At 40.2% G+C, this 23,842-nt stretch carries 32 protein-coding genes, 2 pseudogenes and 1 riboswitch; of the genes and pseudogenes, 27 read left to right on the forward strand and 7 right to left on the reverse strand.

The annotated features are described in order from the left end of the window. From DWX57_RS00005 to DWX57_RS00025, 6 genes are all read left to right on the forward strand, one after another. Positions 1-903: hypothetical protein (locus DWX57_RS00005; protein ID WP_330514197.1), on the forward strand; the 903-nt coding region annotated here is incomplete at its 5' end. A 10-nt stretch (positions 904-913) separates the two neighbouring features. After that, a complete protein-coding gene (locus DWX57_RS00010) occupies positions 914-1,216 on the forward strand; it encodes a hypothetical protein (protein ID WP_015533324.1) in 303 nt (100 codons plus the stop codon). A 249-nt stretch (positions 1,217-1,465) separates the two neighbouring features. Next, positions 1,466-1,588, forward strand: a complete 123-nt coding sequence (locus DWX57_RS14500) for a hypothetical protein (RefSeq protein WP_256364695.1) — start codon at positions 1,466-1,468, stop codon at positions 1,586-1,588. A 52-nt stretch (positions 1,589-1,640) separates the two neighbouring features. Continuing rightward, complete coding sequence (locus DWX57_RS00015) at positions 1,641-2,075, forward strand: hypothetical protein (protein WP_055148026.1); 435 nt, start codon at positions 1,641-1,643, stop codon at positions 2,073-2,075. A gap of 31 nt (positions 2,076-2,106) precedes the next feature. Continuing rightward, positions 2,107-2,433: a hypothetical protein gene (locus DWX57_RS00020; RefSeq protein WP_015533323.1), complete on the forward strand. Its 327-nt coding sequence runs from the start codon at positions 2,107-2,109 to the stop codon at positions 2,431-2,433. A 13-nt stretch (positions 2,434-2,446) separates the two neighbouring features. After that, a complete protein-coding gene (locus DWX57_RS00025) occupies positions 2,447-2,737 on the forward strand; it encodes a hypothetical protein (protein ID WP_055148023.1) in 291 nt (96 codons plus the stop codon). 7 nt (positions 2,738-2,744) lie between these two features. On the opposite strand, the pseudogene DWX57_RS00030 reads toward DWX57_RS00025, so the two are convergent. Continuing rightward, positions 2,745-3,695 (reverse strand): annotated as a pseudogene (locus tag DWX57_RS00030) (IS110 family transposase); the annotation flags it as partial. Between the two features lie 150 nt (positions 3,696-3,845). Here DWX57_RS00030 and DWX57_RS00035 point away from each other — a divergent pair. From DWX57_RS00035 to DWX57_RS00060, 6 genes are all read left to right on the forward strand, one after another. Then, entirely contained in the window at positions 3,846-4,211 is a 366-nt protein-coding gene (locus DWX57_RS00035; protein WP_055148020.1) for a TNT domain-containing protein, read from the forward strand. A 2-nt stretch (positions 4,212-4,213) separates the two neighbouring features. Further along, positions 4,214-4,444 carry a hypothetical protein gene (locus DWX57_RS00040; protein ID WP_055148017.1) on the forward strand — a complete coding sequence of 77 codons (231 nt, stop codon included), beginning with the start codon at positions 4,214-4,216 and terminating at the stop codon, positions 4,442-4,444. A 161-nt stretch (positions 4,445-4,605) separates the two neighbouring features. Further along, the gene (locus tag DWX57_RS00045; protein WP_133300858.1) at positions 4,606-5,259 is read left to right on the forward strand and encodes a polymorphic toxin type 30 domain-containing protein; all 654 of its coding nucleotides are present in this window, start codon (positions 4,606-4,608) and stop codon (positions 5,257-5,259) included. 69 nt (positions 5,260-5,328) lie between these two features. Then, entirely contained in the window at positions 5,329-5,583 is a 255-nt protein-coding gene (locus DWX57_RS00050) for a hypothetical protein (protein ID WP_133300859.1), read from the forward strand. 272 nt (positions 5,584-5,855) lie between these two features. After that, positions 5,856-6,272, forward strand: a complete 417-nt coding sequence (locus DWX57_RS00055; RefSeq protein WP_243869244.1) for a restriction endonuclease fold toxin — start codon at positions 5,856-5,858, stop codon at positions 6,270-6,272. An 18-nt stretch (positions 6,273-6,290) separates the two neighbouring features. Next, complete coding sequence (locus DWX57_RS00060) at positions 6,291-6,689, forward strand: Imm7 family immunity protein (RefSeq protein ID WP_007884552.1); 399 nt, start codon at positions 6,291-6,293, stop codon at positions 6,687-6,689. Positions 6,690-6,754: 65 nt separating this feature from the next. Here DWX57_RS00060 and DWX57_RS14775 read toward each other — a convergent pair. Beyond that, positions 6,755-6,954: pseudogene (locus tag DWX57_RS14775) on the reverse strand (IS110 family transposase); the annotation flags it as partial. Positions 6,955-7,036: 82 nt separating this feature from the next. Here DWX57_RS14775 and DWX57_RS00070 point away from each other — a divergent pair. From DWX57_RS00070 to DWX57_RS00105, 10 genes are all read left to right on the forward strand, one after another. Further along, entirely contained in the window at positions 7,037-7,270 is a 234-nt protein-coding gene (locus DWX57_RS00070) for an Imm74 family immunity protein (protein WP_055274067.1), read from the forward strand. Between the two features lie 317 nt (positions 7,271-7,587). Next, positions 7,588-7,938 carry a hypothetical protein gene (locus DWX57_RS00075; RefSeq protein WP_243003500.1) on the forward strand — a complete coding sequence of 117 codons (351 nt, stop codon included), beginning with the start codon at positions 7,588-7,590 and terminating at the stop codon, positions 7,936-7,938. Between the two features lie 251 nt (positions 7,939-8,189). Next, positions 8,190-8,567 (forward strand): hypothetical protein, encoded by a 378-nt coding sequence (locus tag DWX57_RS00080; protein WP_118016796.1) that lies wholly within the window; start codon positions 8,190-8,192, stop codon positions 8,565-8,567. A 268-nt stretch (positions 8,568-8,835) separates the two neighbouring features. Then, positions 8,836-9,009, forward strand: a complete 174-nt coding sequence (locus DWX57_RS13995) for a hypothetical protein (RefSeq protein ID WP_158564578.1) — start codon at positions 8,836-8,838, stop codon at positions 9,007-9,009. 140 nt (positions 9,010-9,149) lie between these two features. Then, the gene (locus DWX57_RS00085) at positions 9,150-9,620 is read left to right on the forward strand and encodes an SMI1/KNR4 family protein (RefSeq protein WP_118016795.1); all 471 of its coding nucleotides are present in this window, start codon (positions 9,150-9,152) and stop codon (positions 9,618-9,620) included. 37 nt (positions 9,621-9,657) lie between these two features. Then, positions 9,658-10,068: a hypothetical protein gene (locus DWX57_RS00090; RefSeq protein WP_118016794.1), complete on the forward strand. Its 411-nt coding sequence runs from the start codon at positions 9,658-9,660 to the stop codon at positions 10,066-10,068. Between the two features lie 223 nt (positions 10,069-10,291). Continuing rightward, positions 10,292-10,447 carry a hypothetical protein gene (locus DWX57_RS14000; RefSeq protein WP_158564577.1) on the forward strand — a complete coding sequence of 52 codons (156 nt, stop codon included), beginning with the start codon at positions 10,292-10,294 and terminating at the stop codon, positions 10,445-10,447. A gap of 77 nt (positions 10,448-10,524) precedes the next feature. After that, a complete protein-coding gene (locus tag DWX57_RS00095) occupies positions 10,525-11,043 on the forward strand; it encodes a hypothetical protein (RefSeq protein WP_118649324.1) in 519 nt (172 codons plus the stop codon). Between the two features lie 248 nt (positions 11,044-11,291). After that, a complete protein-coding gene (locus DWX57_RS00100) occupies positions 11,292-11,669 on the forward strand; it encodes a hypothetical protein (RefSeq protein WP_120122810.1) in 378 nt (125 codons plus the stop codon). A 108-nt stretch (positions 11,670-11,777) separates the two neighbouring features. Further along, entirely contained in the window at positions 11,778-13,076 is a 1,299-nt protein-coding gene (locus tag DWX57_RS00105) for a CAP domain-containing protein (RefSeq protein WP_165852735.1), read from the forward strand. A gap of 56 nt (positions 13,077-13,132) precedes the next feature. Here the strand turns inward: DWX57_RS00105 and DWX57_RS00110 are convergent, their stop codons facing one another. The 5 genes from DWX57_RS00110 to thiS all read right to left on the reverse strand — a co-directional run bounded on the left by DWX57_RS00110 (position 13,133) and on the right by thiS (position 16,612). Further along, positions 13,133-13,582 (reverse strand): PadR family transcriptional regulator, encoded by a 450-nt coding sequence (locus DWX57_RS00110; protein WP_015533318.1) that lies wholly within the window; start codon positions 13,580-13,582, stop codon positions 13,133-13,135. Positions 13,583-13,703: 121 nt separating this feature from the next. Continuing rightward, the gene (thiE, locus tag DWX57_RS00115; protein ID WP_120123131.1) at positions 13,704-14,351 is read right to left on the reverse strand and encodes a thiamine phosphate synthase; all 648 of its coding nucleotides are present in this window, start codon (positions 14,349-14,351) and stop codon (positions 13,704-13,706) included. A gap of 22 nt (positions 14,352-14,373) precedes the next feature. Beyond that, positions 14,374-15,627, reverse strand: coding sequence for a 2-iminoacetate synthase ThiH (gene thiH, locus DWX57_RS00120; RefSeq protein WP_117548541.1), 1,254 nt, complete (start codon positions 15,625-15,627; stop codon positions 14,374-14,376). Between the two features lie 14 nt (positions 15,628-15,641). Continuing rightward, positions 15,642-16,412 (reverse strand): thiazole synthase, encoded by a 771-nt coding sequence (locus tag DWX57_RS00125; protein ID WP_120122812.1) that lies wholly within the window; start codon positions 16,410-16,412, stop codon positions 15,642-15,644. Continuing rightward, positions 16,412-16,612, reverse strand: a complete 201-nt coding sequence (thiS, locus tag DWX57_RS00130) for a sulfur carrier protein ThiS (RefSeq protein WP_015533314.1) — start codon at positions 16,610-16,612, stop codon at positions 16,412-16,414. Before thiS ends, DWX57_RS00125 begins: the two co-directional genes overlap by 1 nt. Positions 16,613-16,694: 82 nt before the next feature. Beyond that, positions 16,695-16,800: riboswitch (TPP riboswitch) on the reverse strand. A gap of 254 nt (positions 16,801-17,054) precedes the next feature. Here thiS and DWX57_RS00135 point away from each other — a divergent pair. From DWX57_RS00135 to pckA, 5 genes are all read left to right on the forward strand, one after another. Continuing rightward, positions 17,055-18,380: a phenylacetate--CoA ligase family protein gene (locus tag DWX57_RS00135; RefSeq protein WP_120122813.1), complete on the forward strand. Its 1,326-nt coding sequence runs from the start codon at positions 17,055-17,057 to the stop codon at positions 18,378-18,380. 270 nt (positions 18,381-18,650) lie between these two features. Continuing rightward, positions 18,651-20,132, forward strand: coding sequence for a sodium/proline symporter PutP (putP, locus tag DWX57_RS00140; RefSeq protein ID WP_118757531.1), 1,482 nt, complete (start codon positions 18,651-18,653; stop codon positions 20,130-20,132). Positions 20,133-20,686: 554 nt separating this feature from the next. Continuing rightward, complete coding sequence (locus DWX57_RS00145; RefSeq protein ID WP_022216619.1) at positions 20,687-20,953, forward strand: OmpA family protein; 267 nt, start codon at positions 20,687-20,689, stop codon at positions 20,951-20,953. Positions 20,954-20,999: 46 nt separating this feature from the next. After that, on the forward strand, positions 21,000-21,989 hold the full coding sequence (locus tag DWX57_RS00150) for an ion transporter (RefSeq protein WP_015533310.1): 990 nt from the start codon (positions 21,000-21,002) through the stop codon (positions 21,987-21,989). Between the two features lie 242 nt (positions 21,990-22,231). Next, positions 22,232-23,836 (forward strand): phosphoenolpyruvate carboxykinase (ATP), encoded by a 1,605-nt coding sequence (pckA, locus tag DWX57_RS00155; protein ID WP_022216618.1) that lies wholly within the window; start codon positions 22,232-22,234, stop codon positions 23,834-23,836. Positions 23,837-23,842 lie beyond the last annotated feature (6 nt).

Genomic DNA, 23,842 nt, shown 5'->3' on the forward strand with positions numbered 1-23,842 from the left:
GCTGTACTAGGGGCGGCGGCCGCCACGGTAACACAGTCTATAGCGACATCTGCTATTATTGGTGCAGCCACGTCAGGTGTTATGAATGGAATAGCTTCCATGAATTCCGGCAACTCATTTTATGATGGATTTGCAAGTGGCTTTGAATCTGGAGCAATATTGGGTGCAATCAGTGGAGGATTAGGAGCTGGAACATCTGCAATTATGTCAGGGGCAGAACTCACAGTAGGAAGAGTCATGGCTGTAAAAGCTATGAATATGGTATCTGATGCAACTGTAGATAGTGTGGTATATGCGTATCACTCAAACAAGTATGATAAAGACTTTACTGGCGGAGATATAGTTAAGACTTGGGTAAAAAGTGCGGCAACATCGTTTGCTATGCAGTCTGTTGGAGGTGGAAAGTCATCGTCAAAGACGGATGGTGGGAATGGTGTTATATCTACAGGCAAAGGACGGGGGGAGCCTGAAGGTAGTTTTAAATGTAAGAGTGGTAGAGAATCATCAATAAAGGATTACTCAAATAGATTTGCGGATAGTTTGGTAGATGATTTTAATACTGATGTTGAAGTTAGAGATGTTGTAAAAGAAGATATGATTTTAGTTCAATTTAGTTCTGATGCGCCAAACGCATCACTTAGGTATTGGACAACAATTGATGAGGCTAATGGAATTTCTACAATTGAAGAATATATGGATAAAATGGCATTATCAAAAGAATGGGGAAATCGAAATGTTGTAAAAGTTGCTAGAGTGAAGAAGAAAACAGAAGTTACTCATGCTATTGGAACAGCAAAAGCACAAACTAAAATTAGCGATCCTAGACCTGGAAATGGTAAACAAATTTTATTTAGTAAGTTTGATTCAAATTGGATTACGGAAGTAAGAAATATAAAGGAATAGGTGTTTAATTATGAAAAGAGAAATTATGAAAAGAGAAATTATGAAAAAAAAGTTAAGTGATTTACAATGTGAAATAGGAAAAATTAAAGATGATGTTGATGATTATACAAGAGAGTATCTTAGTAAAATGGAAAAAATTATAGAAGAATATAAAAATAAGTTGGATTCAAATAAAATGGATGAATCAGATGGAGGGACATTAGGATTTAGAAGAGCAATACTCGAAGATGACAATCTCGCAAACATAGACTCCTTGTATAATGCAGCGGTAGCAGTTGATAAATTTTATAGTCAAGAGTGTAGAGAGTGGTAGTAAGGCTAAATTAGATTATGTTACTTCAAATAGAAAAGAATATTAAGAATATCTGATGAAATAAGAACGTTGCTTATTTTGTTATGTGAAAAGCCAGTAGACATAAAAAGCTACTGGCACTTTCATGCTTAAATTTATTAGAGACAATGGAGTGTTGCGTCCAGTTACTTTCTGGTGGAAAGGAAGTTGTGAGACTATACAAGAACAGGGACGCATCAAAGCAGGTGTTTAAAGCGGATAAGTCGTAACTTGGCATTAATTGGCAGGCTTGAAGACACAACTTCTGGAAGATGCATAGAATTTCCTGCACCGTGGATTGGATGGATTGAGGAATATGCTACAAATGGAAGAATAATAGCAGGAGGGGGTTAGGTGAAAGATAAGAAATAGAATAAGGTAAGCTTAAAATTGTTGAAAAAAATAATTGGAGGATGAGACCAGTGAAGGAAAGCTGGCTATAGGCATAGGCGTGCTTGTGGTTACAGCAGCGGTTGTGATAGTCTGCCCTGCTGTACTAGGGGCGGCGGCCGCCACGGTAACACAGTTTATAGCGACATCTGCCCTCGTGGGATCAGCAATATCTGGTATAATGAATGGCGCTGCATCAGTGAAAGCAGGAAAGTCGTTTTTTGATGGATTTGCAAGTGGCGTTGAAGAGGGGGCAATAATAGGTACAGCTACATACATATATCATGGAAACAAATATGATAAAGCAATAACAGGCGGAGATGTAGCCAAGACCTGGGCAGAGTGTGCAATAACATCATTTGTTTTGCGGTCAGTTTTTGAGGGTGGAAAGTCATCACCCAAAGCAGATGGAAAGAATAGGGTTATGTCTACTAGCAAAGGTCGGGGGTAGTCTGAAAGTAGTATTACTTGTGAGACCAGCTATGGGAAGTCGTGGAAAATATGATACTACAGCAGATTTTCTGACTAATATTGAAAATCGAAATGGAAAATTTTATACAGATAAAGCCACAATAGATAAAATTGGACAGGTTGAAGCTAGAGGAGAAGATTTTTCACTGTTGAATAAAAGGATAATGAGTTCCCGTGCATCTACTGAAGGAGGAACTTCTGTTGTATATAAATATAGTGATGAATTAGGAACAAAATATTTGATTCATGAAGTTACAGATGCCAGGGGATATATTATTCACAGAGACTTTGATGCTGTAAGAATTTCATCGGGACAATTGATAAACAAGGGACATTAGTTAGGAGGTTGATATGTATCATAATGAAATGGAAAAAATAATAGAAAAAGTAGTAAAAGGTGATATAGATAAAAATGTATTAATGGAATATTTAATTGACGATTTTGATTGTGAAAAAATATATGACTCAGATGAGGAACTGATAACAGATGCTTTTTTTACATTAAAACATTATGCCAGTGGCGAAGAAGAGGTTAGCAAAGATGAGTGGATGTATTTCTTAGAGTGTTTAGCAGGAAAACGTGAATATAATATGGAAGCAAAAATGAGCATCACAACTAAGCCTCCCCACAGGCAGGCTTAAATCATAGTCTTGCTACAGCTCCTGTGGCAGTTAAGTGATGTTTACCTTGGTCACGTTTCTTTTTGTAATATGCATTCAACGGACTGTTATGGAAAGAACGGGTAGTTGCAGCGAGAAAAATGGCATGCCGTAAGTAAGGTGAACCCCGTTTGGACATGTGATTATGAGTGCTGCTAAATTCACCGGATTGTCGTACAGTTGGATCAATACCTGCAAAGGCAACTAAGGCAGATGAACTCTTAAATCTGTTTATATCACCGATTTCAGCAAGAATGGTTGCAGCAGCAATCATGCCTATTCCGGGAATGGTATGAAGATAACAATCAAACTTCTCGTAGTACTCAAGAATCTGGCAGTCAAGAGCTTCAATCTGCTTATCAAGAAAATTCATTCTGTCAATGAGCTGTTTTAACTGGAAAGAGAAAGCATCCTGTGCTATCTTAATACCAAAGGTATCAGCTGCAGCTTCTTTGATGGAAATGGCTTTAGCTTTGGTAAGTCGGTTGTGGCTCTTATCTTTTGTGATTTCAAAGAGCTCATCTATTGGTGCATTCTCAATATTCTCAGGGGTGAGATACTTTTCCAGAATGCCCATGGAAGTAGTCCCAAACTGACCGAAACGTATCACTTCTGCAATCAAAAAAGAGTCAATTGAGTCGTTTTTGGTTTGTCGTATATACATTTTTCTCAAAGAATCAGACTGGATAGGATTGATTACATAGATAGTATATCCTTTTGCTTTTAGAAATGAATAAATGGGATACCAGTAATGACCTGTAGCTTCCATGCCAAATACACAAGGGGAATTACCGATGTTTTTAAAGATAAAGCTCATAAGAGAATCTGCACCTTTGTGTGTAGTTGCAAAGCGAAGAGAAGGACCGATTTGTTTGCCTTCAGGTGAAACAATGGATGCTTCATGATGATTTTTGCCAATATCAATGCCTACGATGTACATAATTGAAATCCTTTCTTTTATGAATTATAAGTAGATAGAATCCTCACTTCAATGCGGGTAACAATCTGGTTAGATATACGAAGTACAGCACATATGCTGCCAACATCCAGCTAATACGCAAAATCCTGCAAAGCAGAGGGAGCAGTCTCAATGAACGAAGTCACAAGTGCTTCAAGAGTGGTGACGCACACCTCTATCTATTGGGATTATACACCTGACGATGAACTTTATTTAAAGTATAAGGATGTATTTGACAATCCAAAGTATTATAATCAAGAAACAGGGGCAATAAATTGGACAGAAAAAAATGAATTTGCTGATATACCAATGGATGAAGTGTTACAACCAGGAACAGACCAAAGACCATATAGTGTATTTGAGGTTGTTGAACCAATTAATGTAAAATCGGGTAGTATAGCATCTTGGTTTGATGAACCGGGCGGAGGAATACAATATTTGTTGCCAGATACAGTAGATGAATTATTAGATGCTGGTATTTTAAGGAGAATTCAATAAGCATGACAGTAGAACAATTAGAAAAAGAACTAGAAATGATGGAGATTCCACAAGAATTATATTCAATAATGGTGGGGGGCCTGCCAAATGAAAAATTATGCATTGTAAAGGAAGATAAATGGCAAGTATATTATAGCGAGCGTGGTAGCAAAAGTGGATTGAAATTGTTTGAAACAGAATCAGAGGCGTGTGAGTTTTTTTTGCGAAAAATGAAAAGATATGCAAGAAAATAAATTGATAATGTATCCATATAATGACAACCGAAATTAAAACTAAAAAATTTATCAAAGATGCAGAACGCATTGCTTTATAGTAAAAGTTAAGAAGAAGCATCAGTGAAAGCAGGAAAGTCGTTTTTGATGGATTTGCAAGTGGCTTTGAATCTGGAGCAATATTGGGTGCAATCAGTGGAGGATTAGGAGCTGGAACATCTGCAATTATGTCAGGGGCAGAACTCACAGTAGGAAGAGTCATGGCTGTAAAAGCTATGAATATGGTATCTGATGCAACTGTAGATACTGTGGTATACGCGTATCATTCAAATAAGTATGATAAAGACTTTTCTGGCGGAGATATAGTTAAGACTTGGGTAAAAAGTGCGGCAACATCGTTTGCTATGCAGTCTGTTGTAGGTGGAAAGTCATCGTCAAAGACGGAGACCAGCTATGGGAAGTCAAGTGGAAAAATTGGTGATTTTACAGAATTAGAAGGAAGTAATGTAGACGAGATATTGGATAGAATTCCAGATGAAGCAGTTTTGAGAGAGTTATATCCAGTACAGGGAGGAGCTACAGAAGGATTTGAGTTTAAGTGGGTTCAGAATGGGCAGACATATAGAGTTAGAGTACACAATGTGGACCCAAGTGCCCCGGTTGGCTCTAATGCTTATAATGGTTGGGTTGTTAGAGTTCAATGTGGTAGAAGATATTTTGACCCTACAATAAATGATTTTCGTGAAGCAAAGTATTTTAATCCCAATGGTCCGGATTATGATGAGGTTATTATTAATGATACACATATACCAATCTTGGATCCATATCAAAATTGAATTAGTGGGTGATTAATGGAGGTGTTAAGGATATTGGATGAAAAAAAATTAGAGGAGTTGGTCTCCAATATGGATGATAGAATTAGAATGCACGATTATTCCAAAGAACAACTTTTGTTGTTAATTGAAGACTATGTAACAATTAATTTTCAAGGTATGAAGTATCAGACAAGAGAGGCAATATTGAATATGATATGTGATGCTGTGAATTATTATGATATAGGAAAAGATTTAAATTGGGAATCAATTATTGCTATAAGGGAAGATTTGGAAGATGATTTGAAAGAATATGTTGATGAGATTATTTCTATGCACTACAACTAAGCCTCCCGCCGGCAGGCTTAATTCGTAGTCTCACTACCATATATTAACAGAATTTCTTAGGTTCATAGGGCTTACCATCCCGTACTACAGCATAGATTACGGTGGTAAGCTTTCTTGCTACATACATATATCATGGAAACAAATATGATAAAGCAATAACAGGCGGAGATGTAGCCAAGGCCTGGGCAGAGTGTGCAATGACATCATTTGTTTTGCGGTCAGTTTTTGAGGGTGGAAAGTCATCGTCAAAAGCAGATGGAAAGAATAAGGTTATGTCTACTAGCAAAGGACGGGTGGAGTCTGAAAGTAGTATTACTTGTGAGACCAGCTATGGGAAGTCAAGGGAAATAATTCAATGTAATACTAAAGATGCAGCAGCTGATGAATTAGCTAAAAGAATTGGAGGTCAATCGAGATCTGCTTTTGCGGATGATCCAATTCAGCGTGAATTTGATGTGATTTCAGATCAATATATTGCACAAGCTAAACCACCATTAAAATGTGTTAATAAAACGGTTAGAACACAGATGAAAGCGACTTTTGAAGCAGCAAAAAAATACGAAAGAAAAATTTATTATCAATTTGAGGGAATTCCGAGTCAGGAAGTACTTGATAAATTATACGAGTATAGCGAGAGATATGGGGTTGAGGTAATAATAGATACTGAACCTTTGGGAATTTTAAATTAGAAAAGAAAGAGGATTACTATGGTAACGATTTATGCGTGGTTAGAGATAAGAGCTACATATTTGGATGAAGATTTACATCCAGAAATAGATGAAAAAAAAGTATTTGATGACATTGATAATTTAATCAAGAAGTTAAAATACAATGAATTAAAAGTAATAGAAAAAAATTATTCGCGTTTTGTTCAGTTTAGTGTGATGGAAAACCATAAGACAGAAAGAACAGAAGAGATGATTAGTATGTATGAGAACATTACTAAGATTGCCACGGGTAGTTATGGCTTGCTGTATTATTTGGATGATGAAGATGAAGTATATAGTGATGAATTTAGGGTTCTAGTATCTAAGAAAGGTAAGTGTGAATGGAAAAGAGATGAAAATTTTAGTCCATGTAGCATTATGATAGAGGAGTTTGATTAATCTTTACACATGCAAACTAAGCCTCCCCACGGGCAGGCTTAAATCCTAGTCTCACTACCAGACATTTAACAGAACTTCTTAGGTTCATAAGGTTTACTATCCCGTAACACGGCATAAATTACGGTGGTAAGCTTTCTTGCCACTGCACCTGTGGCAGTCAGATGGTGTTTGCCCTGCTCACGCTTCTTTTTGTAATAGGCATTAAAGGACTGTTGTGAAAAGGACAGGTGGTTGCAGCAAGGAAGATTGCATGCCTTAGGGATGATTTTCCCTCTGAGTACATATAAGACCATTTAGAAATTAGAAAAATCCAGCAAGGAAAAATTATTATCTAGAGGTAGAAAAACATGAAAATAACAGGTAGTATGAATTACGTAAAAATTGATCTGGGGAACGGATATGTTGTAAAAGCAGAAGGAGAAATGCTTGTAGGCAAAAAGTTTGTGGTATATAGAGATACAATGAAATTTTGGGAGCCCCCACATGAGCATGAAGAACTTCTAGAAGAGCAAATTGAGAGTATAATACAGGAAGTTCAGAGAAATATGAATGAAAATACGGTTCAAATTGTTTTTGAATAATATGTATTATGTCTCCACGTGAGGATGCCCACCACCTAAAAAATCAACCACGATCTTTAATTAATCGGAACGATTCTCGCCAAAGGCGATTTATCTATGAAGATTAATTTAGAGACACTTCTAGGACGAAATTTGCCTTCTGGGTGCACTTAAGGACATCAAAAATCAAAACTGAATATTGTCCTTCACAGACTCAGAACGCATTGTTTTCATGGCACAAGAAATACATATCAGGGAGTAGCTAATAATGGTATGAAAATAGATATGTTTTTGGATCAAAGTGGTAAAATTATTTCAGCATTTCCGGAGGAATAGAAATGAAATACAGAATAGAAGAATATAAATTAAAAAATGGTATTGAGGATATAAGTATCATATTTGATGAGAAATATCAGTTGTTGACAACTTTTATGTCATGCGATGTATTGCCCTTTGAAAAATGGATTAAATTAGGTTTTGATAGAGTACTGTCAGGGGAAAGTGAATATGAAGAAGTAAATGGAAATGTATGTTGTGCGGAAATAAGTCCTAAAACGACTAAAGTATATGATAATCTGGCAGAGGATGCTATGGGGAATTGGTGTGAAGTTGATACAAAAGAACTTCGTCAATTAATTGATGAGTGGTGTGATAAAGTTCGAAAATTTAAAAATGAGCATCACAACTAAGCCTCCCGCCGGCAGGCTTAATTCGTAGTCTCACTACCATATATTAACAGAATTTCTTAGGCTCATAAGGCTTACCATCCCGAAATACGGCGTAGATTATGGTGGTAGGCTTTCTTGCCACTGCACCGGTGGCAGTCAGATGGTGGTTGGATCAATACCGGCAAAGGCAACCAAGGCTGAATGATTCGGCGAATGATGTGATTGAATACTTTAATACGCTTATTAGAATTAAGAAGTAGGTGACAGATAAAATGAAAATATATGTTGAAAAAGTATTGGATGAAGTTGTGTATTTTTCTACTGATTATGGAAATGCAAAGGGAATATGGAAGGGTAATAATAGACCGATTGATAAGGTATATTATGTTGAAATGGATATTGATATGTTATGTGATTATGAGTCCTTTGTTTTATGTGATACGAAAGAATATCATATAGAAATGGTGGATGGAAACATTCAAATTACCCTATTATTGCTTGAATATGAAGAAGACGGATGCGCAACATTTCAATTTGGTGATACAATTATAGAAATAGAAACAAATTTTGATGAGCGGTTTTACGCCTTGAAAAATTGCTATTTAACAATAAACGTAGAAAAATTGAATATTTATGATGAGAACCTATAAGCAAGAGAGTAGGTTAATAATGTCAGTATAGTTCAAGATGCTTTGATGAAAGGATTTGGAAGAAATAAAAAAGACTATTTAGGTTAAAACAATTAGCGTAAAATTTTTGATTTGTAAAAGTACATTGTTTTCATAACAGTATTTGTTATGAAAACAATGTATTTTTTGCAATTAAATTAAAAAAACTAAAATGCTGTTGGTAGAGATGCTGGATGATGGAATTTAGACTCGGGGGGGCATATGCAGAACAAGTTTCAGGAGAGATACAATGAAATTTTGGAAGCCGCCACATGAGCACGAAGAACTTCTAGAAGAGCAAATTGAGAGTATAATACAGGAAGTTCAAAGAAAGGGCTATGGTTTTTGGGGAACAAGTACAGCGGCAAGAAAAAGGACTTGGAATAACAATCAAATGATATATATAGAATGGACATTTTTATAAATGAACTAAGAAAAACTAAACGGCTGTTGACAAAAAATAATTGATGATGCAATACTATTGTTAGACAATAATGTAAAGGAGAGGGGGGTATCGCAGAAAGATGATGTCGAGCTATAAAATATTATGATGCGGAGGTATATATGAGTTACACAAATTTTATTAAGGCAATGGAGTTGGCACCCAAATGTAAATTTTATACTACAGCAGGTGGAAAAAGTGAAGAAGAAATCAGAAAGTCAGAGCAAATACTTAATATAAAATTTTCGAATCAATGTAGAGAATTTTATGAAAAATATGGATACTTATCCTTCTATGGCAGCGAAATTTTTGGAATTGACCCAGATGATGATTCTGGAATATTGGAAGGAAATTCTGTTGCTTATGCGCTGAATGACAGGGATGAATATAGTTTGCCTGAGGAGTGGATTCCGATATATGATTTTGATGATGGCAGTATGGCGTACTTGGATTATTCCCACCTAAATAAGCAAAAGGAGCCCAGAGTTATAATGGCGTCTTACGATGGTGAGGAATATGAAGTCGTTGAAATATTAGCAGAAGATTTTGGGGATTTTGTTTTGCAATTAGTACAGGAACAAACAGGAGAGTAATTTAAGAACATATTCAGTAAACTAATGAGACAATAGTATGATTGATGCAGTTGTTGAATTATCAAATATAGAAATACATGAGCATTGTATGTTGAATAGAATTACTGGAGAAAGAGAATATAATAATGGAAAAAAACAAATGCCGTATTTTACAGGGAAATATTTCAAAGCGGAGAATATTTTTTTTGCATTATATCCTACAGATAATGGACCAATAATGTATTATGAAGGTAAAGAATATCCATTAAAGAAAGATTTGCATATTTATTTAACCAAAACAGAAAAGTCAAGAGAGTTTCGGATCGAAGAATATAATATTTGTATCCAATATCGTACTTCTCAATATGTTGGATTTGATGTGTGGTCAGATGAGAAGGATGTTGATTTGTTTTATCAAATTGAACAATCTTATAAAGATAATGAATATTATAAAAAATTTACAAAGTAAAAAGTATTTTATCTAATTATGTTTCCACTTAAGGCACATAACCTAAAAAATAAATCACAGTCTTTGAATTCGAAATAGATCTGAAGTAGAGAAAGATCCACATCTGGCAAACAAAGGTGAGGTTATTGAATATAGCATCTTGGCTTGATGAACTAGGTGGAGGAATACAATATTGGTTGCCGGATACACTGGATGATGGGATTTTAAGGAGAATTCAATAAGCATGACAGTCGAACAATTAGAAAAAGAACTAGAAATGATGGGGATTCCACAAGAATTATATTCAATAATGGTGGGAGGCTTGCCAAATGAAAAATTATGCATTGCAAAGGAAGATAAATGGCAAGTATATTATAGCGAGCGTGGTAGCAAAAGTTAATTCATAGCTAAATAAATATAGTTATATTCCACTGAAAGTTGATAAAGCAGGGATGATCAATTAGAGGGGCGAAAAAGGTGAAATTTGAAAAAGTATTTAATAACAAAAAATATATTCGAAAAATAGAATGTATGGGAGAGGGGCTTGTTTTATTTGAAATATCAGTTGTTGATAAAAGAATAGGACAAAACTACCATTTGTTTTATGAGGATAAGCGCAAGCCTCCGTTGGACATAGCAATTAATCCGGAAGATGGAATGATAGAGTATGTCAGCTATTTTGTTCAAGATGAAATAATTAATAATATTAGTGATATTCCCGTAATTATAAATGAGGGTATGGGAATTAGTATGTGTAATAAGGATTTCAATGAGAACAATATGAATGTTACCTTAGATGGGAAATTTAAATTTTGGAAGTCAGAAAATGCAATTTTAATATTAAGAGATGATATTGAAGAGCGTGTTCTAAATGCATATAGGATTAATGATTTAAATAATGTATTGGTTCTAGACGATGATTTCGTTGGGATAGAATTTAAAAATTTGAATCAAGAAGAAATGATGGAAATTAAGAATTCGAAATGTTTACTATAAAATATTTTTTTTAAATTATTAGATTAAAATGAGGTAAGTTATGAATTTTCAATTTTGCCTTCATATAAGATTGTAAAAATGACAATAGATTTTCTTAAATCAAAAGAGAGTAGTGATTAGATGACAATAGTTGGATTTGATTTTTAATTAGACATGAATCTGTGAAAGAAACAACATTTCAATGGGTGAAAAATATAAGGAATGGAATATTTCAAATCTGCTAATAAGTAGGAAGGAATAATTTGATAATGAATGCAAACACAAAAGGGAGATTGATAGATGCGGGATGGTCGTCAGAAAGACAAATAGATGTTGACGAAGTAATAGATATTCTTAATAGTAGAGGTTTTTTATTAACTGATAAAAATTTTAATCCTTTAAAAGCAATTGGAAAAAATCTGTATAAAGAAAGTTTAGAATATTTAGAAGATGAATATGACATAGAAGGTATTAATACAGTAATTCCAATAGGCGAAAATGATAATGGAAATATGCTAATTTTATGTACTGGAGATAATGTGTTTTATGGATATACTGATGGTTGTCTTGTAAAGTATGGAAATACAATTGAAGAAATGTTGGATTGTGTTATAGGCGAAAACATAATGCCTGAGTACATAGATTAATGCGATGTACTGTATTGTTGAGCAAATAGGCATGCAATAAATCCCATAATGAGTTATAATAATATCAATAGGCTGATACATATTATAAGAGGAGGACAAATTCAAACTATGGGAGTACAAAAGAAGAAGTTGTTACACCGGATAATGGCTCTGGCGATCGCAGTTGCAGTTGGATTGTCAGTGATCGTGCCGGGAGGAACAAGTGCTGAAGCGGCGACAATACCTGCGGATGTGACAAAACCATCTGCCAATTGCGTGTTTATAGCAATGAAGGGCAAGTATGTGTCGGAGGCTTCGGCTGCAGTGAAGAGGATCAATCAGATCCGTTATGAAGCATGTAAGCAGGGTGTTAAGATTGATGGACGGAAATTGACGCTTGACGACTATGTGCCGATCAAGTGGTCGGCAGAACTTGAGAAGATAGCAAGGATCAGAGCTGCGGAGGCGAGTGTTACAATGTATCACTCAAGACTCAACGGAAAGCCTGTATTTGATTTCAAATATCCGGGAAATGGCTGGCCGACTTCCGAGGTGCTTGCGTGGAACTGGTCAGAGAGCATGCTCATGGGTATTGAGCAGTGGTACAGCGAGAAGGATGCCTATGTGAAGGGAACTCCTGGAGCGGTGACCGGACATTACACATCCATGATAAATCCAGCAAACAGGTATGTGGGTGTTGGTACATTTATAAATAAGAATGCATCTTATCCGAACACGACTGCAGCCCAGTTCATGGGAAGCGGCAGTCAGGCTGAGACTATGGCTAAGTCCACTGGTGAGAGCGATGTTACGGTGGAGGTGCAGAAGGACAATATCACATCGGTTAAGATGACCGGAAATAAGAGCGTGCAGGAGGGACAGAAGATACCCCTCACACTCAAGGCGGTTCTTGGACAGTATGGAAGTACATCGTATAAGGTACTTGCGGGAGCTAAGTGGAAAACATCGAATTCCGCTATTGCAAAGGTGTCATCTACAGGAGTGGTAACAGGTCTCAGAAAGGGAACTGTGAAGATCACAGCCACAGTTGGATCGCGTTCGGCATCATATACGGTAACCGTAACAGGAAAATGTGCGCATGTATATTCCGGCAAGGTAGTAAAAACAGCAACTACCAGAAACGATGGCAAGGTGTTACATACATGCAGAAAATGCGGCCAGAAGAAGTATATCGTTGTCAAGAAGATAAAGAGAGTTACATTATCACAGACGAGATATAAGTATGATGGTAAGACAAAGACACCTAAGGTGACTGTGAAGGATAGCGATGGTAAGATAATATCATCAAAATACTACAAGGTGACATACCCTAAGGCGAGAAAGAAAGCCGGAACATATACGGTGAAGATAAAGTTTTCCGGAAGGTATAAGGGTACAGTTTCAAAGAAGTACAGAATAGTAAAATAAAAAAATACCGTTGTTCATAAAAAATATGGACAACGGTATTTTTAATCTGAAAGAAATTATTTCTTCTCAGGCTCTGGAGTATAGTCAAGTATGGATGAAATAGCCTTGTGAACCTTTGTATACTCAGTTATAAGAATATGCATACGCTGGAATCCAGGCTGCTCCAGATGATAATATACTCTGGTCATTCTCTTTCCAACCTGCTCTTTGTGATCGGAGATGAAACCGTATTCAATCAATTTGTACAGTGCAGGATAGAGAGAACCGATAGGAATCTTTATCACGCCGTCTGACAGTGAGTCCATGAGCTGTGACAGCTCGTAGCCGTAATAATCTTTCTGGCTGAGCAGATAGAGTACGAGCAGCTCCACGGAACCTCTGATGAAGTTCGGCTTTGCAACGACTCTTGCATGTACAGCCTCAACTGCTGCTTCCTTTGCGGTATCATTACTTTGATCCTGAACCATAATACTGTTGGAATATATGCTGTTTAATACGTTTTCCATTAAAACCACCTCATACAAAAAAATAGTTACACTTTGTATTGATTGTAATTGCAAAATCATTTAATTGCAACCTTTCTTTTCATTAAAATGAAAATAAGTTGCGTATTTTTGCAATTTTTGCTTATTTGAGAGAGATTTTTGACTGTAACTGCCTGGATAATGCCAATAGACGGCTGGCAGCATCCTTTGGATTGTCAGCTTTCATTATGGCGGACACCACACAGATGCCGGCGATAGGTATGCCCGAGAGGACATCCAGGTTGGTCGGATTGAGTCCTCCGATGGCATTTACCGGGATGGGAACTGCCTTGCAAATGTCTCTCAGTGTATCCGTGGATGTGAGCACTGTCTTGACCTTGGTGGTGGTTGGGTAGATGGCTCCAACTCCCAGATAATCAGCTCCCTGTTCATACGCCTCCACGGCCTGAGGAACAGTCTTGGTGGTTGCGCCCACGATGCGGTCAGTCCCCATGAGTTTTCTGGCTATGGAGACTGGCATGTCTGTCTGCCCCACATGGACACCCTCGGCATCGGTCGCCAGCGCCACATCTACCCGGTCATCTATGATGAGTGGCACGTTGTAGCGGCGCGCAATTGAGTGCACCTTGTCCGCAAGATGTATGTACTCACGGGTAGTTCTTTCCTTTTCTCTAAGCTGCATGAGTGTCACACCGCCGTCGAGTGCACGCTCCACTCTGTACAGAAATTCCTCCTCGGACAGACCTGTGCTGTCTGTTATAAAATATAAAGTAGGATCAAATGTATACATTTCAAAGTCCTTTCTAAAATTGTTACACATACAGATAGTCATTGAGTACGGGCTGCAGTCCCTCGCCCTCTATGTCTGAATACATATGCTCAAGACTTCTGTTGTCGTTGATCTCGAACTGCTCGTCGCCCTGTTCACTGCAGGAAGTCTTGCCGCTGTATTTGCTTTCGTGATCGCCGATTCCGGTTGACACGCCCGCCGATACCTTGGTCGCTGCGATCTTCACTATGCCGTTCCTGAAGTCTGCACTCTCCCTTGAAGATACCGTTATTCCGGCAAATGGCAGGAATATCCTGTATGCGCACAGTATCTGGCAGAGCTGCTTCTCGTGTACGTCCAGAGGATTGATCTGATCGTTGTTGATGATCGGTCTCAGTCTTGGACAGGAGAGTGACATCTCTGCGTGCGGGTATTTTCTCTGGAGAAAATACGCGTGAAGGGCTGTTGCCAGTGCATCCTTGCGGAAGTCGGAGAGCCCTAACAGTGCTGAGAATGCAACGCCCCGCATTCCGCCCATGAGGGCGCGCTCCTGCGAGTCGAAACGGTATGGCCATACTCTCTTGTGACCCATCAGGTGAAGAGTCTCGTATTTGTCTGCGTCGTATGTCTCCTGGAACACTGTTACATAGTCCGCACCACACTCATGGAGGTAGCGGTACTCATCGGTGTTCACCGGATATATTTCAAGGCCTACCATGCGGAAGTATTTCCTTGCAAGCTTGCATGCCTCGCCGATATACGTTACGTCACTCTGGCTGCGGCTCTCGCCGGTCAGTATAAGGATCTCTTCCATGCCGCTGTCGGCGATGACCTTCATTTCCTTCTCGATCTGCTCTGCTGAGAGCTTCATTCTGTTGATGTGATTGTAGCAGTTGAAGCCGCAGTATACGCAGTAGTTCTCACAGTAGTTGGCTATGTAGAGCGGCGTGAACATGTAGACCGTGTTGCCGAAGTGCCTGCTTGTCTCGCGGCTTGCGCGCTGCGCCATCATCTCAAGAAATGGTTCGGCGGCGGGGGAGAGCAGAGCCTTGAAGTCCTCTATGCTGCACGTCTCGTGTTCAAGGGCCGCCATGACGTCTCTGCCTGTGTAACTGCTGTAGTCGTAGCTGTTCATGTGCTCCATGACCTTGCTGCGGATGTCAGATTCAATAACCTCCATGCCCGGAAGGTATTCCATATGGTTTTTCCTTGACGATGGATCTGTCTCCAGACGGTGCTTGATCTCCAGCGCTTCCGGCGAAAGATATTCCGAGTCTATCAGAAAGTGGTTTTCCATCTGAGTGCACCCCCTTAGTCATGCAGGAATCCGGTCAGTGGATCTGAAGCGGATGCCCCTCTGGTGAGAACTCTTCCAAGACCTGCCAGATAAGCCTTTCGGCCTGAATTTATCGCGTCCTTGAATGCCGATGCCATGAGTGGCAGATTTCCGGCTGTGGCGAGAGCAGTGTTTGCCATGATGGCGGCAGCGCCCATCTCCATGGCTTCACATGCCTGGGATGGCCTTCCGATACCGGCGTCAACTATGATCGGAAGTTCGATCTCGTCGATGAGGATCTGGATGAAGTCTTTGGTAGCTAGTCCTTTGTTGGAACCTATAGGTGATGCCAGTGGCATGACCGCTGCGGCTCCCGCATTTACCAGATCACGGGCGGTATTCAGGTCCGGGTACATGTAAGGCAGTACCACAAATCCTTCATTTGCCAGTGCCTCGGTTGCCTTTATCGTTTCCTGGTTGTCGGGAAGGAGATATTTGCTGTCGCGCATGATCTCCACCTTGACGAAGTCTCCACAGCCCAGAGCCCTTGCAAGCCTTGCTATGCGCACGGCCTCCTCGGCGTTCCTCGCGCCGCTTGTATTTGGCAGGAGAGTAACTCCCTCCGGGATGAAATCGAGAATATTTTCCTCTTCCTTTGTATTTGCACGGCGGACGGCCAGAGTGATGATCTCTGCTCCTGCGTCCTTTATAGCTGATTCGATCAGCTTCATGGAATACTTTCCTGAACCCAGAATAAATCTTGAATTGAATTCATGTCCTCCGATTATCAGCTTGTCTTCTTTCATTATAATGCTCCTCCTCCCATGAAACTCACTACCTCCACACAGTCGCCGTCGTTAAATGTAATGTCTGCGTATGTCTCTCTCGGTATGATCTCCTCGTTGATCTCAACAACTATGCGCACCGGTTTGTAGCCGGATTCTTCAAGAAATGCCGCCAGATTCTGCCCGGCAACGTCGAGATCTTTTCCGTTCACTGTTACCATAGCCCTTTCCTCCAAAGTCTTTTATCTGCACAAAAAAAGAGTTACCGATCTGGTAACTCCAATAAAGTCTGCACTTTAACAAACGACTGCTATCAGGCTTCCCTACGTTGGCATTATCCAAATCAGGTTTCCGGTCGAAGGTCACACCTTCCTCTCAGCCTGTACTACAAGCTCCCGCGTCCTCTTTTTGTTGTCAGATAATAATATACGACCTGAAAACCCGGAATGCAAGAGTAATCTATCAGGCAAATATGCCATTTGACCGCAAATATTCGAAGCTCTCTCAAAAATATACGGAAAATGTACTGCGATTGATGGCTTTTCCTTGACACAGCCCACATATGTATGTACAATTTAGTTGTTTGGCGCGCTAAAGTGTCATACAAAATCAGCAGGTTGCACAAATGCTGATTTGATTTATCTTATGGAGGACAGTGAAGTTATGAGACAGAAGAAGATTCATTACATCTATAATAAAGAGATGGAGTGTATGGATCCTGAGGAGAGAAGAAAGCTTCAGGGGGAGAGACTTAGAAAGACAGTAGAACTTGAATATGCAAATGTACCGGCATACAGAGCCAGAATGGACGAGGCGGGAGTAAAGCCGGAGGATATAAACAGCATAGACGATATCGTCAAGCTGCCATTTATGCAGAAGACAGATCTCAGGGATAACTTCCCATTTGGACTGTTTGCTGCAGACAGGAAGGACATCATCAGAATCCAGGGTTCATCAGGAACCACAGGAAAGCCTATCGTAACAGGATATACACGTAATGATATTGATGTATGGACAGAGATGGTTGCCAGGGCATTCAGGTGTGCCGGAGCCGGAGAGGATGATATCATCCAGATAGCTTACGGTTATGGATTGTTCACAGGCGGACTCGGTGCTCATCAGGGGGCTACCGAGGTTGGAGCCATGGTGGTACCGATGTCATCAGGTAATACACAGAGACAGATCACGATGATGAAAGAGCTTGGTGCTACAATGCTCTGTTGTACACCATCATATGCTACATATCTTGCAGAGACGATTAGAGAGATGGGTATTGATCCGTCCGAACTTAAGCTTAAGTCCGGATGCTTTGGCGCTGAGCCATGGACTGAGGAGATGAGACAGCATCTTGAGAAGCTCCTCGACTTTGATGCATTTGATATATATGGATTAACTGAGATAGGTGGACCTGGAGTTGCATTTGAGTGCTTTGAGAAGAATGGAATGCACATCAACGAGGATCATGTCCTCGCGGAGATTATTGATCCTGTCACAGAAGAACCGCTTCCGGACGGAGTTCCGGGAGAGCTTGTATTTACAACTCTTACTAAGACTGGTACTCCTATGATCAGATACAGGACACATGATATATGTACACTTACACACGGCACATGTGCATGTGGAAGAACAACTGTCAAGATGAGTCGTATCACAGGCCGTACAGACGACATGCTTGTAATTCGTGGTGTAAATGTATTCCCTAGTCAGATAGAGTCAGTTCTCCTCGGTGTGGAGGAGGCTTCAACTCATTATATGCTCGTGGTTGATCGTGTGAATTCACAGGACAAGCTGACAGTTCAGGTAGAGCTCAAGGAAGATGTGGATATGAACGATGCAGCAAAGCTTGCGGCTATTGCAGCCCGCATCAAGACTGATATCAAGCAGACACTGCTTATCAGCGCAAAGGTTGAGCTGGTTCCGCCTAAGACCATCCCACGTTCAGAGGGCAAGGCAAAGAGAATCACAGATAACAGACATATCGGATTCTAATCTATAAGATCAGGTAGTCAAATATAAACAGCCGGCTCGATGGTGGGCTTTCCGGGATCATGACCGGACAAGCCACCATGGGCCGCTTTTTTATTCTGGAGAGCGCTGGCCTCAGTTTATAATAGCCAAATGCTGAAAAATCTTGCATTTTGGCAAGTTTCCGTGTAGAATTTGCTTTGTTATGTGCACTGACAGTGAGATACTGCACTGCAGTGGTAAAGTTGGTGCGGAGCAGATAAATTATAATTATTATGGAAGGTGGATTAACTAATGAATGTTTACGAGATGATTGCGTTTATAGCGTATTTTGTCCTGGTAATCGGTGTAGGAATTTATTTCTTCTTCAAATCCAAGGGGAATGCCGGAGAGAAGGATTATTTTCTTGGAGGAAGAGATATGAATGGTCTGGTGGCTGCACTCAGCGCCGGAGCATCTGATATGAGTGCGTGGGTTCTCATGGGACTGCCCGGAGCATTCTATGCGACAGGACTCAGCAACATGTGGATATCAGTTGGTCTGTTCATCGGAACAGCATGTGCTTGGATATTCATAGCACCGAGACTCAGAAGATTCTCGATAGCGTACAACGATTCGATCACTATACCTCAGTATCTGACAAATCGTTTTCAGTCAGACAATAAGCTGCTTCTCATAATATGTGCAGTTATATTTGTGGTTGCATATTGTATATACGCTGCGTCAAGTATATCGGCCTGCGGTACTCTGTTCAACACTGTTATGGGCATCGATAGGAATACAGCCATGATCGGCGCTGCAGTCATCATCATCGTGTACACATTCCTTGGTGGTTTTAATGCAGTGTGCTGGACGGATTTCTTCCAGGGACTTCTGATGCTTGCAGCTCTCATGATCGCACCTATCATTGCGGTCATCACCATGCAGGGCGCTGGCTTTATAGCACCTGATGTTGTCATTCCAGACAATTATTACAATGTCCTTATAAGTGGTTCATTTGACAAGACCAGTGTGATCAATATCATATCAGGACTTGCATGGGGACTTGGATATATGGGTATGCCACATATTCTTATAAGATACATTTCAATCAAGTCAGAGAAGGAGATGAAGAAGTCCAGAATAGTCGGTACTTGCTGGACGGGAATCATCCTCGTTATGGCATCCGTAGTTGGTATGGTCGGCCTTAAGTATCTTGGCGGTGGACTTACAGATAACTCACAGGTATTCATCAGACTTGTAAGAGGCGTGTTCCCTGCACTTGTAGCTGGTATACTTCTCTCAGCTATCCTTGCAGCGTCCATGAGTACAGCTGATTCACAGCTCCTTGCTTCATCATCAGCATTTTCGTCTGATGTGTACAAGCCTATATTCAGAAAGAGTGCATCCGACAAGGAGATGCTCTGGGCAGGAAGAATTGTGGTCATCATCATCTCAGTTGTGGCACTTGCCATAGCGATGAATCCAGACTGCGAGGGTATCATGGCACTCGTGTCAAATGCATGGGGCGCATTCGGATCGGCATTTGGACCGGTCATCGTTCTGTCACTGTACTGGAAGCGACTGAATTACAATGGAGCACTTGCTTCTATCATAGTCGGATTTGCTGTTGACATGCTCTGGTACAAGTTCCTTGCAACACCAACAGGACTTTATGAGATCGTTCCTGGATTTGCAGCAGCGTTCATTACAGCTATCGTCGTATCACTTCTCACAAAGAAGCCTGACGACAAGGTTGTTGAGATATTCGAGAAGGCTAAGCTTCCTACGGAGTAATTTGCAGTGTAGAGTTAGTTATAAAGCTGGGATCTTTTGGTGGCGGATGAGTTCGTCTGCACACAAAATTATCTCTAAATCAAAATAAAAGGCTGAAAAGATACAAAATCTGAAGAAATTGTATCTTTTCAGCCTTTTTTGCTAAATAAGAGATAATTTTGTGCGCAAAAAAAGAACCACCTGAATTGCTAGGCGGTTCTTTTTTAAACAACAACTTAAACAACTAAGAGTAAATTACTTTCTCTTGAACAACTGAGTTCAGTATATACACAAAATATGAACAGAATATGTACAGAAAAAAAACGTTTTGCAAAATAAAATCTTCAAAATTTAAAGATTTTATGACACATTTTTCAAAGTGCACAAAAAGAAAATGGCCATTTGTGCGGTATGCACAGAGCCTTGTAAAAACATGTAAATCCCGCGTAAATATGTAAATAACAGGTAAAGGAGTAAGTATTTCAACTGGTAAAACAGCCTCTTTTTAATTATGATAGGAGATAGGGCGATTATAAGTGTGTGTATGTTTGCCATAACGGGTGGTATATTCGTGTATGCTTACCATCAACCAGTTCCTGCCGAAGTACTGCAGTGTGCTTCTGCGCGATGATTACAGGGAATACGTTTCGGAGATAATCATAGAGGGACACACGGATACGAATGGTTCCTACATATACAATCTTGAACTTTCACAGCAGCGAGCGTTCTCAGTGGCAAAGTACTGTCTGACGGAGAGCAACGGCATCATAAGCAGTGGACATGGCAGCGTCGAGACGCGTGGAGATCAAGTTCAGGCTTCAGGACGAAGAGATGATAGATGAGATGATGGACATTCTCAAGGACAAATAGATATATAAGAGGAGAGCAATGGCGGTAAACAAGACAAAACTCAAAAAGCAAATATTTGACATAATACAGATAGGGGACAAAAGCAATCTGGCGAGCAGGGCATTTGACATATTCATAGTGGGTGTCATATTGTCGAACATATCGGTGATGTTCCTGCAGACCTACGATCAGCTTGAACCATATTATGGGCTGCTGAGTGTTATCGAGTGGGTGACTACAGGCATATTCTGTGTTGAGTACATTCTCCGCATATGGACGGCGGATTTCCTGTATCCCACATGCACCAGAGGAAAGGCTATAGGAAAGTTCCTCATATCATATGACGGAGTTGTGGATCTGCTCACGATCATACCAGTGTTCTTTCTGTCTGGCTTCGTGGCGTTCAGGATGCTCAGGGTGATCCGTATATTCCATCTTTTCAGGATCAATTCAAAGTACGACAGCTTCAATGTCATTAAGATAGTCCTGCTGAGAAAGAGCAGACAGATCATATCGTCCATGTTCATCATATTTATACTGATGATGGCGAGCAGCCTGTGTATGTACAGCACTGAGCATGCCGCACAGCCGGGAGTGTTCAGCAACGCCTTCAGCGGCATATGGTGGGCGGTATCGACAGTCCTTACCGTGGGGTATGGAGACATTTACCCGATCACGCTGCTGGGCAAATGCATGGCGATAGTCATAGCATTTATGGGAGTTCTGCTGGTAGCGATACCTACAGGTATCATAAGCGCCGGATTTGTAGAGCAGTATCAGAACAATGCCAACGAGGAGTCCAAAGTTGTTGATGTGGACGAGATTGGAGAACTGCTCGTAGATGATGTGAGCAAGTTTTGCGGCAGGACCATACTCCAGGCTACGGAGGAGTATGGTGTGAATATATATATGGTACTCAGGGATAATATGTCTATACTGCCGACAGGTGATCTGGAGATACAGACAGGTGATATTCTGATAGTGAAGTCAAAATTCCTTGAGAAGAGACGTGGAAGCTCATTATCTTAGTTTATGCAAGTAATAAATATAAAATTGAGATTATAAATGAGAAGTTTCTGTAAACTACAAAAAAAACTCAATAATCATATTGATTTATTTTGACTAATTGGGTATACTTTCAACTGAATATGAGAGAAAGTGTTCATATTTATTTTCAGATTATTGAGTGCTGTATAAAACGCAGTGCCGGCAGGGCATGAGCGACAGGCATCTATCAATGAAATACATTTAAAGAAAAGGAGTTAAGAAAAATGGCAACAGTTGATTTAACTAAGTATGGCATTACAGGCACAACAGAGATCGTACACAATCCTTCATATGAATTGTTATTCGAGGAAGAGACAAAGGCTGACCTTCAGGGATACGAGAAGGGACAGGTTAGTGAACTTGGCGCAGTTAACGTTATGACTGGTATTTATACAGGCCGTTCACCTAAAGATAAGTATATCGTAGTAGATGAGAATTCAAAGGACACTGTATGGTGGACATCAGATGAGTACAAGAACGATAACCATCCAATGACAGAGGAGACATGGGCATCAGTTAAGGACCTTGCAAAGAAGGAGCTCTCAAACAAGAGACTTTTCGTAGTTGATGCATTCTGCGGAGCAAATGCTGATACTCGTATGGCTATCCGTTTCATCGTTGAGGTTGCTTGGCAGGCTCATTTCGTAACAAACATGTTCATCAAGCCAACTGAGGAAGAGCTTAAGAACTTCGAGCCAGATTTCGTAGTGTACAATGCTTCAAAGGCTAAGGTTGAGAACTACAAGGAGTTAGGACTTAACTCAGAGACATGTGTAGCATTCAACATCACAAGCCATGAGCAGGTTATAGTTAACACATGGTACGGCGGAGAGATGAAGAAGGGTATGTTCTCAATGATGAACTACTACCTTCCACTTAAGGGAATGGCTTCAATGCACTGCTCAGCTAACACAGATATGAACGGTGAGAACACAGCTATCTTCTTCGGACTTTCAGGAACAGGTAAGACAACACTTTCAACAGATCCAAAGCGTCTCCTCATCGGTGATGATGAGCACGGCTGGGATGATAACGGCGTATTCAACTTCGAGGGTGGATGCTACGCTAAGGTTATCGACCTTGACAAGGATTCAGAGCCAGACATCTACAACGCTATCAGAAGAAATGCACTTCTTGAGAACGTTACACTTGATGCAAACGGCAAGATTGATTTCACTGATAAGAGCGTAACAGAGAATACTCGTGTATCTTACCCAATAGATCATATCAAGAACATTGTAAGACCTATATCATCAGCACCAGCTGCAAAGAACGTAATCTTCCTTTCAGCAGATGCATTTGGAGTACTTCCTCCAGTGTCAATCCTTACACCAGAGCAGACACAGTACTACTTCCTGTCAGGATTCACAGCAAAGCTTGCTGGTACAGAGAGAGGTATCACAGAGCCAACACCTACATTCTCAGCTTGCTTCGGTCAGGCATTCCTCGAGCTGCATCCTACAAAGTATGCAGAGGAGCTTGTTAAGAAGATGGAGAAGAGCGGCGCTAAGGCATACCTTGTCAACACAGGATGGAATGGAACAGGCAAGAGAATCTCAATCAAGGATACAAGAGGAATCATCGATGCAATCCTCAGCGGTGCTATCAATGAGGCTCCTACAAAGAAGATCCCTATGTTCGACTTCGAGGTTCCAACAGAGCTTCCTGGCGTAGATCCAGCAATCCTTGACCCACGTGACACATACGCTGATGCTTCAGAGTGGGAGACAAAGGCTAAGGATCTTGCAGCAAGATTCCAGAAGAACTTTGCTAAGTACGAGGGTAATGCAGCAGGTAAGGCATTAGTTGCAGCAGGCCCACAGCTCTAAGATATA

Source organism: Coprococcus sp. AF19-8AC (assembly GCF_003603115.1).
GTDB lineage: Bacteria > Bacillota > Clostridia > Lachnospirales > Lachnospiraceae > Coprococcus > Coprococcus aceti.

What these genes read in the sequence shown, in the direction of transcription:
- DWX57_RS00010 (WP_015533324.1), top strand. Translation starts at nt 914, where the DNA reads ATGAAAAGAGAAATTATGAAAAGAGAAATTATGAAAAAAAAGTTAAGT.
- DWX57_RS00020 (WP_015533323.1), top strand. Translation starts at nt 2,107, where the DNA reads ATGGGAAGTCGTGGAAAATATGATACTACAGCAGATTTTCTGACTAAT.
- DWX57_RS00025 (WP_055148023.1), top strand. Translation starts at nt 2,447, where the DNA reads ATGTATCATAATGAAATGGAAAAAATAATAGAAAAAGTAGTAAAAGGT.
- DWX57_RS00035 (WP_055148020.1), top strand. Translation starts at nt 3,846, where the DNA reads ATGAACGAAGTCACAAGTGCTTCAAGAGTGGTGACGCACACCTCTATC.
- DWX57_RS00040 (WP_055148017.1), top strand. Translation starts at nt 4,214, where the DNA reads ATGACAGTAGAACAATTAGAAAAAGAACTAGAAATGATGGAGATTCCA.
- DWX57_RS00050 (WP_133300859.1), top strand. Translation starts at nt 5,329, where the DNA reads ATGGATGATAGAATTAGAATGCACGATTATTCCAAAGAACAACTTTTG.
- DWX57_RS00055 (WP_243869244.1), top strand. Translation starts at nt 5,856, where the DNA reads ATGTCTACTAGCAAAGGACGGGTGGAGTCTGAAAGTAGTATTACTTGT.
- DWX57_RS00060 (WP_007884552.1), top strand. Translation starts at nt 6,291, where the DNA reads ATGGTAACGATTTATGCGTGGTTAGAGATAAGAGCTACATATTTGGAT.
- DWX57_RS00070 (WP_055274067.1), top strand. Translation starts at nt 7,037, where the DNA reads ATGAAAATAACAGGTAGTATGAATTACGTAAAAATTGATCTGGGGAAC.
- DWX57_RS00075 (WP_243003500.1), top strand. Translation starts at nt 7,588, where the DNA reads ATGAAATACAGAATAGAAGAATATAAATTAAAAAATGGTATTGAGGAT.
- DWX57_RS00080 (WP_118016796.1), top strand. Translation starts at nt 8,190, where the DNA reads ATGAAAATATATGTTGAAAAAGTATTGGATGAAGTTGTGTATTTTTCT.
- DWX57_RS13995 (WP_158564578.1), top strand. Translation starts at nt 8,836, where the DNA reads ATGAAATTTTGGAAGCCGCCACATGAGCACGAAGAACTTCTAGAAGAG.
- DWX57_RS00085 (WP_118016795.1), top strand. Translation starts at nt 9,150, where the DNA reads ATGAGTTACACAAATTTTATTAAGGCAATGGAGTTGGCACCCAAATGT.
- DWX57_RS00090 (WP_118016794.1), top strand. Translation starts at nt 9,658, where the DNA reads ATGATTGATGCAGTTGTTGAATTATCAAATATAGAAATACATGAGCAT.
- DWX57_RS14000 (WP_158564577.1), top strand. Translation starts at nt 10,292, where the DNA reads ATGACAGTCGAACAATTAGAAAAAGAACTAGAAATGATGGGGATTCCA.
- DWX57_RS00100 (WP_120122810.1), top strand. Translation starts at nt 11,292, where the DNA reads ATGAATGCAAACACAAAAGGGAGATTGATAGATGCGGGATGGTCGTCA.
- DWX57_RS00105 (WP_165852735.1), top strand. Translation starts at nt 11,778, where the DNA reads ATGGGAGTACAAAAGAAGAAGTTGTTACACCGGATAATGGCTCTGGCG.
- DWX57_RS00110 (WP_015533318.1), bottom strand. Translation starts at nt 13,582, where the DNA reads ATGGAAAACGTATTAAACAGCATATATTCCAACAGTATTATGGTTCAG.
- thiE (WP_120123131.1), bottom strand. Translation starts at nt 14,351, where the DNA reads ATGTATACATTTGATCCTACTTTATATTTTATAACAGACAGCACAGGT.
- thiH (WP_117548541.1), bottom strand. Translation starts at nt 15,627, where the DNA reads ATGGAAAACCACTTTCTGATAGACTCGGAATATCTTTCGCCGGAAGCG.
- DWX57_RS00125 (WP_120122812.1), bottom strand. Translation starts at nt 16,412, where the DNA reads ATGAAAGAAGACAAGCTGATAATCGGAGGACATGAATTCAATTCAAGA.
- thiS (WP_015533314.1), bottom strand. Translation starts at nt 16,612, where the DNA reads ATGGTAACAGTGAACGGAAAAGATCTCGACGTTGCCGGGCAGAATCTG.
- DWX57_RS00135 (WP_120122813.1), top strand. Translation starts at nt 17,055, where the DNA reads ATGAGACAGAAGAAGATTCATTACATCTATAATAAAGAGATGGAGTGT.
- putP (WP_118757531.1), top strand. Translation starts at nt 18,651, where the DNA reads ATGAATGTTTACGAGATGATTGCGTTTATAGCGTATTTTGTCCTGGTA.
- DWX57_RS00145 (WP_022216619.1), top strand. Translation starts at nt 20,687, where the DNA reads ATGCTTACCATCAACCAGTTCCTGCCGAAGTACTGCAGTGTGCTTCTG.
- DWX57_RS00150 (WP_015533310.1), top strand. Translation starts at nt 21,000, where the DNA reads ATGGCGGTAAACAAGACAAAACTCAAAAAGCAAATATTTGACATAATA.
- pckA (WP_022216618.1), top strand. Translation starts at nt 22,232, where the DNA reads ATGGCAACAGTTGATTTAACTAAGTATGGCATTACAGGCACAACAGAG.